The sequence below is a fragment of the Escherichia sp. MOD1-EC5189 genome, assembly GCF_002966045.1.
Taxonomy (GTDB): Bacteria; Pseudomonadota; Gammaproteobacteria; order Enterobacterales; family Enterobacteriaceae; genus Escherichia; species Escherichia coli_F.
Genome location: NZ_PTRX01000017.1, coordinates 83,056 through 94,546, shown reverse-complemented (window position 1 = coordinate 94,546; position 11,491 = coordinate 83,056). Strand labels below are relative to the sequence as shown.

Sequence of the window (11,491 nt, the reverse complement as noted above, 5' to 3'; positions counted from 1 at the left end):
CGAGGGGACTGACCGAGCGCGTTGATAGCTATTAATGCACTCTCTCAGCAACCTGATTACCGGAGGTATTGATGTTTGATTCACTGGCAAAAGCCGGAAAATATTTAGGTCAGGCGGCGAAGCTGATGATTGGTATGCCTGATTACGACAACTATGTCGAACATATGCGGGTTAACCATCCCGATCAAACGCCGATGACCTACGAGGAGTTTTTCCGTGAGCGGCAGGACGCGCGCTACGGTGGAAAAGGCGGCGCGCGCTGCTGCTAAATTTGTACGTCAGGCTTTAAACGATTCCACTTTTTCGAACGCTGCACGCAACGTATCTGGTGTCAGCGTGACCGGCAGGTAATGAATGGATTCCGCCGGACGCAAGGTGTGCGCAATCACTTTGTCGATCTCTGCCTGATTATTGATATCCACTTCCAGCTCCGCCAGCGTGGTCGGCAGATGAAAACGCTGATACGCCCCGGTTAATTGCGCCAGCACATCATCCTGACCCAGCAAGGCGCTTTGTACCAGAATACCGTAAGCGACTTTGGTGCCGTGGAGAAATTTCTCGGTTTGTGGCAGTACAGTCAGACCGTTATGCACGGCATGGGCCGCCGCCACACGCGTAAAACGATCGCCCAGACCACCGACCATTCCGCCTCCGGCGATAATCGCATCGACCACATCGCAAAATGATTGCGTTAACTGCTGATTTTGCTGATCGGCAAGCGCCTGTTCGCTACTGTTTAACAAGACGTCGCGAATGACCTGCGCATTATTGATTCCCAGCCGCACGGTTAGTGGCAACGTTTCTGGCTGAGGAGCCAGCACCACCGCTTCATACCATTTCGCCAGCGTGTCACCGATTCCTGCCAGCAGATATTCTTGCGGCGCATTGAGGATTATCTCCGGTTCCACCAGCACCATAAAATTGGCGTCGTCAAAAATCTCATAATGTAGCGCCTGTCCGGCATCGTTGTACCAGACAGAGAGTGGTGTCCAGGCAGCGCAGGTAGCGGCAATCGTTGGAACGGCAACAAACGGCAGACCGAGACGGCGGGCGAGGGCTTTCGCGGTGTCGAGCAGTGCGCCGCCGCCGACGCCAATCACCACGCTGCGATCGTCACCGGACTCAGCCGCCAGTTGTTGCACATTGCTTTCACTGCAATGACCGCGAAACAAAATATGCTTTGCTCCTGGCAGTTCAAACGCCGTTGGAAGTTTGGTTTGCGCCGCGGCAAGTGCACGTTCACCGTAGATCCACACTGCGCAAGAAAGCTGTTCATCAGTGAAAAAATCATGCAGGTGATTGAGACTGCCGGGATGAGAAAAGTAGTTAGCAGGGCCAACGACGACGCGGATAGGATTGTGAGGCATGTTGTGTTGTCCTTATTGTTTTATTTAGACATCTAAACGTCTTGATTGCCAAATACTAGCATCGTGTTATAGTGGCTTCAACACGCAACTTTGTCAGGCACAATAAAAATGACAAATAACTCTCTGATTCCACAAAGCAAACTTCCACAACTTGGCACCACTATTTTCACCCAGATGAGCGCACTGGCGCAGCAACACCAGGCGATTAACCTGTCGCAAGGCTTTCCTGATTTTGATGGTCCGCGCTATTTGCAGGAACGGCTGGCGTACCACGTTGCCCAGGGAGCAAACCAATACGCACCCATGACCGGCGTGCCGGCATTACGCGAGGCGATTGTTCAGAAAACGGAACGGCTGTATGGCTATCAACCAGATGTCGACAGCGATATCACCGTAACAGCAGGGGCGACGGAAGCGCTGTACGCAGCGATTACTGCATTGGTGCGCAATGGCGATGAAGTGATTTGCTTTGATCCCAGCTATGACAGTTACGCCCCCGCCATCATGCTTGCGGGTGGAATAGTGAAACGTATTGCACTGCAACCACCGCATTTTCGCGTGGACTGGCAGGAATTTGCCGCATTGTTAAGCGAGCGCACCCGACTGGTGATCCTTAACACCCCGCATAACCCCAGTGCTACTGTCTGGCAGCAGACTGATTTTTCCGCTTTGTGGCAGGCAATTGCCGGGCACGAGATTTTTGTTATTAGCGATGAAGTTTACGAGCATATCAACTTTTCACAGCAGGGCCATGCCAGTGTGCTGGCGCATCCGCAACTGCGTGAGCGGGCGGTGGTGGTGTCATCGTTTGGCAAGACTTATCATATGACCGGCTGGAAAGTGGGTTATTGTGTTGCGCCTGCGCCCATCAGCGCCGAGATCCGCAAAGTGCATCAGTATCTGACTTTTTCGGTGAATACCCCGGCGCAGCTGGCCCTTGCCGATATGCTGCGAGCAGAACCTGAACACTATCTTGCGTTACCGGACTTTTATCGCCAGAAGCGCGATATTCTGGTGAACGCCTTAAGTGAGAGTCGGCTGGAGATTTTACCCTGCGAAGGCACTTACTTTTTGCTGGTGGATTACAGCGCGGTTTCTTCGCTGGATGACGTTGAGTTTTGCCAGTGGCTGACGCGGGAGCATGGCGTGGCGGCGATCCCGCTGTCGGTATTTTGCGCCGATCCCTTCCCCCATAAGCTCATTCGTCTCTGTTTTGCCAAGAAGGAATCGACGTTGCTGGCGGCAGCTGAACGCCTGCGCCAGCTGTAATTATTTTACTGTCCAGGCGCGGGAATATTGACGGTCAGCAAATAACTCTTGCAGGCCGTTAATTTGTTTCAGGCGCAACACTTCGTCGCTGTCCATACCCAGCTCTTTGCCGATTTTATTGTCGTCCCATCCCAACTGGCTGAGTTCACGAACGATTTCTGACATGGCTGTGATTTGGTGGCGTCCACGAGCGCGGTTATGACGAATAGTCGCGGCGATGCGTTCGTTACGTGTTCCTTCCAGACAGGTAACCGGTAAATATCCTTTTAATCGCATTTTTAACGTGTTAGAGCCTTTACCAATTTCATGACGGTGAAAGCCATCCACGATTTCCAGAGCATTTTTATCTGTGTGCGTGACCACAATAGGTTGGGTAAAACCATCTATCTCAATGGATTTTTGTAACAGTTTTTTCTCGGGCGGTGCCACATTGTTTGGGTTGTAATCATTTGGCATAAGTTGGCTGTTTTTAACCCACAGAACACAATCTACTGGCTCTTCACGAAAGGGGCTAACCTGATGGATCGCCAGGCGGATTTCGTTAATCGCTTTGATGCGATCGTCTTCCGGCAAGCTGGCGAGAAATTGGGTTAAATCCTGCGTTAATTGTTGTTGCATAGTATTCCCCACTCCTGACGTTTTACTTTTATCCGTTCGTTATAACGCTGATAATTCTTCGCTTTGGTTGGGCTAAATGATAATGCCCGACACCAGTAATCGTTATTCAGTAACACCTTGCAAATTCGCCGCCAGGAGGGGATATCTTTCGCGCCAATGTCCCCGTGCTGGGTCTGTGGCACCTCGACACCTTTTTTCTGATACCAATGCAAGTAAATGGCAATTTTGTTGCGGTAATGCTCAGCCGTTTTCTCCGGCATGCTATCAAGCAGCAATAATGCATACTCTTGCCAGTCTAAATGCTCTGGTTTGAGGATTTTCCGATGACCATAAAAATGATTGTCATGTCCGGCGTAAATGCCGCCACTTTTTACCCCGCTAACTCGTGCGCACATAGCAGCCCAGCGATCCGGTTCGATAACGTGATAGAGCCATAATCCTTGCCGTTGCTCCGGGCCAAAAGGTTCGCAAATTCGCATATGACGCAGGGGGACGCCTGCCTGATACATGATATTATACAATGGGTTACATAGGGCTTTATGATTAGCATACCAGGTCCAGATATCAGCTACTTTCCAGTCGTAGATGGGGTAAATGTACCAGCTGTGACCGCCTGGTGCGGCTGTGGTCCAGGGCTTATCATCGGCAAAACGTTGTTTACTTAAACTGGCGATGGCGACAAAACGGTTGTAGGACTCATCCGCACGGATGCCGATCATCATCGCCGCCGGACGTTTTTGTGAAAACCATTCGGCAAACTCACGTACAAATTGTTCGAAGGTCATGCCTGGCTGGTAAAAGGAGAAAAAGTCAGGATCGGTTATCGCTTCTTGCGGGGGCTGACGCACCCATTCGACATCAGATTCCCAGCACTGCCATTCTGGTTGGTATTGTGAAAGGGAATTTTGCGTCTTGAGTGGGAGTGCTACCCAGTAAAACTCTTCAATAACGTCGGTATACAACTCGCGTAACGACTGTACATAGTCGATGGTACAAGAGAACTGTGCTTCCCAGTCGATAAACAAAACGCAGATTTTTTTCCCAATTTTCTGGCAAGTTCGGCGGTAAGATGCAGCATTAATCCGGAATCTTTACCCCCCGAAAAAGAAACGCAAACACGGGGCAAGGTGTTAAGTGTCCAGGTAATACGTTCCTGTGCAGCTTCTAAAATATTCAGTGGAAGCGGGATTTTATAAATAGACATCTGAAAACGCTCTCTGAACGTTACTGGGTGACTCGTGAGATGAATCCGCTAATTATAGGGTAAACGAAGCAAGATAGAGCACATTATTTTATATTTATACAATGAATTCATTGTATAAATATAATATTATCCATTGATGATTAATCAGAAGCTATCATTTAAGCGGTCTATGAAACGGGAGAAGACCAGATTATTTAACGAGTATTTGTTATAGGAAATATAAAGCTTGACCGCAGGAAGAGGATGCTTCAACTTTATTTCTTTTAGTTTCAGGAAATTGCGATGTAAATCGTACAGCTCGGTAGGGACAATTCCCAATAAGTCAGTAACAGAAATGCTATTTATTATGGTGAGTAAAGAGGAGCTGCGAAACGAAATTTTACGGTTCATAAATCGTTCGTCTATGTCTACTTGAATTTCATCAATTCCTGCTGATTTAGATATTAGCAGGGTGAATTCTTCGGCCATAATTTGTTCATGGGTACTGGTATCAGTAATACGAGGATGTTTATTGCTACAAATAAGAGAATTGCGAATGGTGTGTAATGGCATACAGATGACGGAGCGGCTAATCACCGGCTGTAGCGTGATTGCCAGGTCAGCTTTGCGTTGAACTAACAATTCTTCGGCGTTTTCAGCTGAAAGCAGTATGTCATGGCATTCTATATCGATTGAAGTATCTTGTCTTAGACAGCGGATTAGCATGTTGTTATTACTACAAGAAATAAGCTGAGGACCGTAGATAATAAAATTTTTCTTCAGCTCAGACTTATTAACGATATTGATCGTTTGTTCAAGGCCTCGGAGATTTTTCTCAAGATGGTGATGCAGATTTAACCCTGTTGTAGTCGGCGCGATACCTTTCCCTGAGCGGATGAATAACGGGTCATTAAATTGCGCGCGTAAACGTTGTAACGACTGACTCACGGCAGATGGCGTTATATATAATGATTCTGCTGCTTTGCTAATGCTGAGGTGTTGATAAATGCACTCAAATATGACCAGTAAATTGAGGTCGAATTTTTTTAAATCATAAAGATTAGCCATAACATACTCCGTTATATTATCTTTTCCATAAATCATTCTTGTAATCAATGATTCTACTGTTTTATTTATATTTGTTATGTTTTATTACTTAACTCTGGATTAAGTTTTTCTAAAGTAACACAGTTGTCTGGAGGGGAAGAAGCAATTCATGCGTTTTTAGAATGGTTGAAAAGCAAGGATGTATTTCAACCACCCATGAATTATCTTCTATTTATTTCCCATAATGATATTAAGCGTTTTCTGATCGGGCAACCCCACGGCCTGTTGCAGCGTATTTTCCTTACTCATGTAATAGATAGCCGGTGTGACATTTGCCCCCAGATCGTCCATGAGTTTCTCGTTGTCGCTTAACACTTTCATTTGCTCTGTACTTACGTTTGTAGGCACATTTAGCTTAAGTTTGCCGCCAGAGGCTTCATATTCTTGCCAGGTTTTTGCGGGATCTTTAGAGGCCAGAATTGCCGCGGCTGTCGCCGGACTTTCTGGTTTGATAACCCCAACCAACAATGTTCTCAACTGTACTTTGCCAGAATCAACCCACGGGCGCGCCTGCTGCCAGAATTGTTTACAATATGGGCAGAACGGATCGGCGAAAACGTAGACTATGACTGGCGCGTCTTTTTTACCGTCGAGGAGCCAGTGCGATTGTTCCATCCGTTGCCACATTTCGCGTCCGGCTGGCGCATAAATTTCTTTTTCGATAAGCATGTTACTCAGGTTTTCACCTTTCTCGTTGTACATGTAACCAGAGATAGCGTGCTTACCATCTGGAGTCAGGTAGATGGTGACGCCCATATCCTGATACTTGCCGAGATAACCTTTCATTCCGCCGGGGGCATCGAACGTTTTGATGATCTTAATGCCCTGTTTTTCAATCGCTTTTACCGGAGCAGGAAGTTCCTCTGCAAAGGCGATTGTAGGAAGCAGAGCCAGTAAAAGTATCTTTTTTAACATTAATTTGTCCTTTTCAGTCAGTGCAAAAATGGAGTAAAAGGCATAACCTATCACTGTCATAGGTAAGAGCTTAGATCAGGTGATTGCCCTTTGTTTATGAGGGTGTTGTAATCCATGTCGTTGTTGCATTTGTAAGGGCAACACCACAGCCTGCAGGCAGGCGCTGAAGATACCAAAGGGTAGTTCAGATTACACGGTCACCTGGAAAGGGGGCCCATTTTACTTTTTATCGCCACTGGCGGTGCAAAGTTCACAAAGTTGTCTTACGACGGTTGTAAGGTAAAACTTATCGATTTGATAATGGAAACGCATTAGCCGAATCGGCAAAAATTGGTTACCTTACATCTCATCGAAAACACGGAGGAAGTATAGATGTCCTTGATTAACACCAAAATTAAACCTTTTAAAAACCAGGCATTCAAAAACGGCGAATTCATCGAAATCACCGAAAAAGATACCGAAGGCCGCTGGAGCGTCTTCTTCTTCTACCCGGCTGACTTTACTTTCGTATGCCCGACCGAACTGGGTGACGTTGCTGACCACTACGAAGAACTGCAGAAACTGGGCGTAGATGTATACGCAGTATCTACCGATACTCACTTCACCCACAAAGCATGGCACAGCAGCTCTGAAACCATCGCTAAAATCAAATATGCGATGATCGGCGACCCGACTGGCGCCCTGACCCGTAACTTCGACAACATGCGTGAAGATGAAGGTCTGGCTGACCGTGCGACCTTCGTTGTTGACCCGCAGGGTATCATCCAGGCAATCGAAGTTACCGCTGAAGGCATTGGCCGTGACGCGTCTGACCTGCTGCGTAAAATCAAAGCAGCACAGTACGTAGCTTCTCACCCAGGTGAAGTTTGCCCGGCTAAATGGAAAGAAGGTGAAGCAACTCTGGCTCCGTCTCTGGACCTGGTTGGTAAAATCTAAATTTCCTTCGTCTTTCGCGCTACCAACTCCGGCGCGAAATAGTTCGGAAATTCACCTAATTAATCGGGTGCTGCGGCACCCGATTTTCTTCCCCGCACCATGATGCAAGCTGCATCCAGGTAGCCGCAGAGGCCGCTTGCATGATGATGTTTAAAGCCCAGGAGATAAACATGCTCGACACAAATATGAAAACTCAACTCAAGGCTTACCTTGAGAAATTGACCAAGCCTGTTGAGTTAATTGCCACGCTGGATGACAGCGCTAAATCGGCAGAAATCAAGGAACTGTTGGCTGAAATCGCAGAACTGTCAGACAAAGTCACCTTTAAAGAAGATAACAGCTTGCCGGTGCGTAAGCCGTCTTTCCTGATCACTAACCCAGGTTCCAACCAGGGGCCACGTTTTGCAGGTTCCCCGCTGGGCCACGAGTTTACCTCGCTGGTACTGGCGTTGTTGTGGACCGGTGGTCATCCGTCGAAAGAAGCGCAGTCTTTGCTGGAGCAGATTCGCCATATTGACGGTGATTTTGAATTCGAAACCTATTACTCGCTCTCTTGCCACAACTGCCCGGACGTAGTGCAGGCGCTGAACCTGATGAGCGTACTGAATCCGCGTATTAAGCATACGGCAATTGACGGCGGCACCTTCCAGAACGAAATCACCGATCGCAACGTGATGGGCGTTCCGGCAGTGTTCGTAAATGGGAAAGAGTTTGGTCAGGGCCGCATGACTATTTCCGAAATCGTCGCCAAAATTGATACTGGCGCGGAAAAACGTGCGGCAGAAGAGCTGAACAAGCGTGATGCTTATGACGTATTAATCGTCGGTTCCGGCCCGGCGGGTGCAGCGGCAGCAATTTACTCCGCACGTAAAGGCATCCGTACCGGTCTGATGGGCGAACGTTTTGGTGGTCAGATCCTCGATACCGTTGATATCGAAAACTACATTTCTGTACCGAAGACCGAAGGGCAGAAGCTGGCAGGTGCGCTGAAAGTTCACGTTGATGAATACGACGTTGATGTGATCGACAGCCAGAGCGCCAGCAAACTGATTCCGGCAGCGGTTGAAGGTGGCCTGCATCAGATTGAAACAGCTTCTGGCGCGGTACTGAAAGCACGCAGCATTATCGTGGCGACCGGTGCAAAATGGCGCAACATGAATGTTCCGGGAGAAGATCAGTATCGTACCAAAGGCGTGACCTACTGCCCGCACTGCGACGGCCCGCTGTTTAAAGGCAAACGCGTAGCGGTTATCGGCGGTGGTAACTCCGGCGTGGAAGCGGCAATCGACCTGGCGGGTATCGTTGAACACGTAACTCTGCTGGAATTTGCGCCAGAAATGAAAGCCGACCAGGTTCTGCAGGACAAACTGCGCAGCCTGAAAAACGTCGACATTATTCTGAATGCGCAAACCACGGAAGTGAAAGGCGACGGCAGCAAAGTTGTTGGTCTGGAATATCGCGATCGTGTCAGCGGCGATATTCACAACATCGAACTGGCCGGTATTTTCGTGCAGATTGGTCTGCTGCCGAACACCAACTGGCTCGAAGGCGCAGTCGAACGTAACCGCATGGGCGAGATTATCATTGATGCGAAATGCGAAACCAACGTCAAAGGCGTGTTCGCTGCGGGTGACTGTACAACGGTTCCGTACAAGCAGATCATCATCGCCACTGGCGAAGGTGCCAAAGCCTCTCTGAGTGCTTTTGACTACCTGATTCGCACCAAAACAGCATAAGAAGAAGTAAGATTCACCTGCAATTGCTTAGCCGCCGGGGTCAAACCTGGCGGCTTTTTTATTGCAATAAAAAGCCCCGCCGGGATGGCTCCGGGCAGGGCGACATAAATACTTTTATCTATTAGCGAACGACCAGCACCGGCAGATTGGCGTGGCGGATAACGCTTGAGGCGTTAGAACCTAACAGATGGGTCGAAATCGATGGGTTGCGCGAACCGATAACGACAACATCAGCCCCCAGTTCTTCTGCCAACTCATTGACTTCATCCCGCACGCTACCAAAACGGACATGTTGTTTAATGCGGGAAGGATCGATGGTGAAGTGGCTTACCATCGTTTGCAGACGTTCTTCTGCTTCATGTTGCAGATGCTCTTCAAAACGGCGCACATCAGCGGCAAAACGGTGCAGGCTCAGGCTGGCTGAGCCTGGTAGCACGTGAAGTAGATGAATAACTCCATCATCCTGGGCGAGGAATTCAGCGTGGCGAACAACTTTGTCGCTCAATTCCATTTCAAATACATCCACTGGCATAATGATTGTTTTGTACATAAGCATTCTCTCCTTGTTTTTGCATGTATACATAACAGCACATTATTGATTATGAATCTATGATTTGCGAGGCTGATTCGATCTGAATTTGCGATTGATCTGGAAAACAAATAAAACCAGGTACTACCAGCGTTGTTCAAGGTATAGCACTGCAGCAACAATAATAGCTGCTATGAATATATAAAACGCAGTGATACTGAGAGCTTCGCTCATATGGGGTTCCGCAGATGAATAACCAGTTCAGATTAGAATGCTGTGCTGAAGAGCAAAATGATAAATCTGGTTGATATTTGAGCGGAAAGAGGATGCGAGTGCATCCTCTGGGCAAAGCGAGTTGTCGCTTGTGCAGATGGGATTAAAGCAGGTAGTCGCCAGCAGCTTCTGGCTGGTATTCGAGTTCCAGCACTTCAAGGTGGGTTGCAACGCCGCCCGGAAGTTCCCAGTGAATGGAATCGCCAACGCGCAGCCCCAGCAGTGCGGCACCTACCGGAGCCATAACGGAAAGCTGAGTATTGCTATCGGTCATTTTTGCCGGATACACCAGCGTGCGCACACGCACTTCGCCATCGCTAAGATTGCGGAATTTAACCCGGCTGTTCATTGTCACCACGTCGTGTGGCATCTCTTCTGGCGAACACATTTGGGCGCGATCCAACTCTGCGTTTAACGCGTCGGCGATTGGCAAACCAGCATAGGCGGGTTGCTCCAGCAGAATATCGATGCGTTCGGCATCCAGGTCGTTAATGATGATAGTTGGTCTGGACATTTTTACTCCATGTCGTCGGTACTGCGAGTGTCGCAGATAAACATACCCAAAAGAAAACCCTCACCGTCAGGCGGCGAGGGTTTAACTCACATGATGATACTGACTGTTGCTCACTCTTTGAAGTGATTTGCGTCACATTCAGGGAATTCCTCAATGCAGCGCATTATGTATAAATCTTAATCGTCATAGTTTATGGAAGACGAATTAGCGTCTTTTGTAAATCAGAGGATTAATAACCTGCTTTATCAATCACAAAGGTTTTGCCACAGTTGCCTGGGTGTGGTTGTGGCAAGAATGAGTTTGCAGAAAGCGGAGCGTTGATGGCGTCAGCTTTGATCGAGATCTGAATTTCAGTCAAATACGCAGGGTTACCCTGGCACGTTAGCTTAATTGCTTTCACGTTCTCTTTTCCCCAGCTTTTGGCAAAGGCGGCGTCAAAGTCACGGCGGCTCACTGTCTTACCGTAGTTATCCGCAAGGAATTTTCCGGCTTCGCTCTCTTTAATTTCTTGATTCAGGCGTACCATCGTGCCGAAGTATGCGTCTGGATCAAAACCAAAGCAGGCACCGTGTTTGGCATATTCGTAGCGTTCCAGGCAGGAACGTCCGCCAGCTCCTGGCATGACTTCACTTAGTTTAGCTGCCGTTTCCAGTGATAACCCAGTTTCCGGCGATGAACACATCCGGCTGGCGCGTGCTTCTGGCAGATTCGGGATTGGGCGAGTAGCGCAACCGAAGCGCATCCAGCGGCGTTCATCAACACCACGGGCAGCAACCGATTTAGGCAATCCTGGCCATAGACCATGTACGGTCAGAAAATCAGCTTTGTTGGTCGTTTCGGTTTGCAGGCGACATTCATCTCGTTCGTTACGATTTCGATCGTGTTGACTCTGGCAAAATCCGGTTTGCCAGGAGAGGGCCAGGACATAGCGATCAAAATCGCCATACTGTTTTGCCTGCAACGCCACGGCGTTGGCAGAAGAGAAGGGAAGCAGAGAAACCGCGAGCAACGCGGCGTTACGCCAGAATGCTTTCATAATGGGTG

12 protein-coding genes and 1 pseudogene are annotated in these 11,491 nt (G+C 48.5%); 4 read left to right on the top strand and 9 right to left on the bottom strand.

Annotated elements, in window-relative coordinates; genetic code table 11:
- The first annotated feature begins 71 nt into the window (after positions 1 to 71).
- A complete protein-coding gene (locus tag ATB02_RS15680; protein WP_000460431.1) occupies positions 72 to 269 on the top strand; it encodes a YbdD/YjiX family protein in 198 nt (65 codons plus the stop codon).
- A 9-nt stretch (positions 270 to 278) separates the two neighbouring features.
- Here ATB02_RS15680 and hcxA read toward each other — a convergent pair whose 3' ends face one another.
- A complete protein-coding gene (gene hcxA / locus ATB02_RS15675) occupies positions 279 to 1,367 on the bottom strand; it encodes a hydroxycarboxylate dehydrogenase HcxA (protein ID WP_105267479.1) in 1,089 nt (362 codons plus the stop codon).
- A gap of 108 nt (positions 1,368 to 1,475) precedes the next feature.
- Between hcxA and ybdL the strand changes: the two genes are divergently transcribed.
- Complete coding sequence (ybdL, locus tag ATB02_RS15670; protein WP_105271871.1) at positions 1,476 to 2,636, top strand: methionine-oxo-acid transaminase; 1,161 nt, start codon at positions 1,476 to 1,478, stop codon at positions 2,634 to 2,636.
- Here ybdL and ATB02_RS15665 read toward each other — a convergent pair whose 3' ends face one another.
- From ATB02_RS15665 to dsbG, 4 genes and pseudogenes are all read right to left on the bottom strand, one after another.
- Complete coding sequence (locus ATB02_RS15665; protein WP_000528558.1) at positions 2,637 to 3,266, bottom strand: IbrB-like domain-containing protein; 630 nt, start codon at positions 3,264 to 3,266, stop codon at positions 2,637 to 2,639.
- Positions 3,239 to 4,458, bottom strand: a pseudogene (locus tag ATB02_RS15660) (phosphoadenosine phosphosulfate reductase). Before ATB02_RS15660 ends, ATB02_RS15665 begins: the two are co-directional and overlap by 28 nt.
- Positions 4,459 to 4,602: 144 nt before the next feature.
- Positions 4,603 to 5,505: a DNA-binding transcriptional repressor CitR gene (gene citR / locus ATB02_RS15655; protein WP_001353365.1), complete on the bottom strand. Its 903-nt coding sequence runs from the start codon at positions 5,503 to 5,505 to the stop codon at positions 4,603 to 4,605.
- Positions 5,506 to 5,712: 207 nt separating this feature from the next.
- Entirely contained in the window at positions 5,713 to 6,459 is a 747-nt protein-coding gene (dsbG, locus tag ATB02_RS15650; protein ID WP_105271869.1) for a thiol:disulfide interchange protein DsbG, read from the bottom strand.
- A gap of 372 nt (positions 6,460 to 6,831) precedes the next feature.
- On the opposite strand from dsbG, the gene ahpC reads away from it, so the two are divergent.
- Both ahpC and ahpF read left to right on the top strand, forming a co-directional pair.
- Positions 6,832 to 7,395 carry an alkyl hydroperoxide reductase subunit C gene (gene ahpC, locus ATB02_RS15645; RefSeq protein WP_000052796.1) on the top strand — a complete coding sequence of 188 codons (564 nt, stop codon included), beginning with the start codon at positions 6,832 to 6,834 and terminating at the stop codon, positions 7,393 to 7,395.
- A gap of 170 nt (positions 7,396 to 7,565) precedes the next feature.
- Positions 7,566 to 9,131, top strand: a complete 1,566-nt coding sequence (gene ahpF, locus ATB02_RS15640; RefSeq protein ID WP_032183601.1) for an alkyl hydroperoxide reductase subunit F — start codon at positions 7,566 to 7,568, stop codon at positions 9,129 to 9,131.
- Between the two features lie 121 nt (positions 9,132 to 9,252).
- Here ahpF and uspG read toward each other — a convergent pair whose 3' ends face one another.
- The 4 genes from uspG to rna all read right to left on the bottom strand — a co-directional run bounded on the left by uspG (position 9,253) and on the right by rna (position 11,483).
- A complete protein-coding gene (gene uspG, locus ATB02_RS15635; RefSeq protein ID WP_077166794.1) occupies positions 9,253 to 9,681 on the bottom strand; it encodes a universal stress protein UspG in 429 nt (142 codons plus the stop codon).
- A gap of 123 nt (positions 9,682 to 9,804) precedes the next feature.
- The gene (yldA, locus tag ATB02_RS27085) at positions 9,805 to 9,894 is read right to left on the bottom strand and encodes a small membrane protein YldA (protein ID WP_349813939.1); all 90 of its coding nucleotides are present in this window, start codon (positions 9,892 to 9,894) and stop codon (positions 9,805 to 9,807) included.
- Positions 9,895 to 10,036: 142 nt separating this feature from the next.
- Positions 10,037 to 10,447, bottom strand: a complete 411-nt coding sequence (rnk, locus tag ATB02_RS15630) for a nucleoside diphosphate kinase regulator (RefSeq protein ID WP_000089731.1) — start codon at positions 10,445 to 10,447, stop codon at positions 10,037 to 10,039.
- Between the two features lie 229 nt (positions 10,448 to 10,676).
- A complete protein-coding gene (rna, locus tag ATB02_RS15620; protein ID WP_032183602.1) occupies positions 10,677 to 11,483 on the bottom strand; it encodes a ribonuclease I in 807 nt (268 codons plus the stop codon).
- Between the last annotated feature and the right edge of the window lie 8 nt (positions 11,484 to 11,491).

Coding starts and splice junctions, on each gene's coding strand:
- rnk (WP_000089731.1), bottom strand. CDS start 10,447: ATGTCCAGACCAACTATCATCATTAACGACCTGGATGCCGAACGCATC.
- uspG (WP_077166794.1), bottom strand. CDS start 9,681: ATGTACAAAACAATCATTATGCCAGTGGATGTATTTGAAATGGAATTG.
- ahpC (WP_000052796.1), top strand. CDS start 6,832: ATGTCCTTGATTAACACCAAAATTAAACCTTTTAAAAACCAGGCATTC.
- ahpF (WP_032183601.1), top strand. CDS start 7,566: ATGCTCGACACAAATATGAAAACTCAACTCAAGGCTTACCTTGAGAAA.
- dsbG (WP_105271869.1), bottom strand. CDS start 6,459: ATGTTAAAAAAGATACTTTTACTGGCTCTGCTTCCTACAATCGCCTTT.
- rna (WP_032183602.1), bottom strand. CDS start 11,483: ATGAAAGCATTCTGGCGTAACGCCGCGTTGCTCGCGGTTTCTCTGCTT.
- yldA (WP_349813939.1), bottom strand. CDS start 9,894: ATGAGCGAAGCTCTCAGTATCACTGCGTTTTATATATTCATAGCAGCT.
- citR (WP_001353365.1), bottom strand. CDS start 5,505: ATGGCTAATCTTTATGATTTAAAAAAATTCGACCTCAATTTACTGGTC.
- hcxA (WP_105267479.1), bottom strand. CDS start 1,367: ATGCCTCACAATCCTATCCGCGTCGTCGTTGGCCCTGCTAACTACTTT.
- ybdL (WP_105271871.1), top strand. CDS start 1,476: ATGACAAATAACTCTCTGATTCCACAAAGCAAACTTCCACAACTTGGC.
- ATB02_RS15680 (WP_000460431.1), top strand. CDS start 72: ATGTTTGATTCACTGGCAAAAGCCGGAAAATATTTAGGTCAGGCGGCG.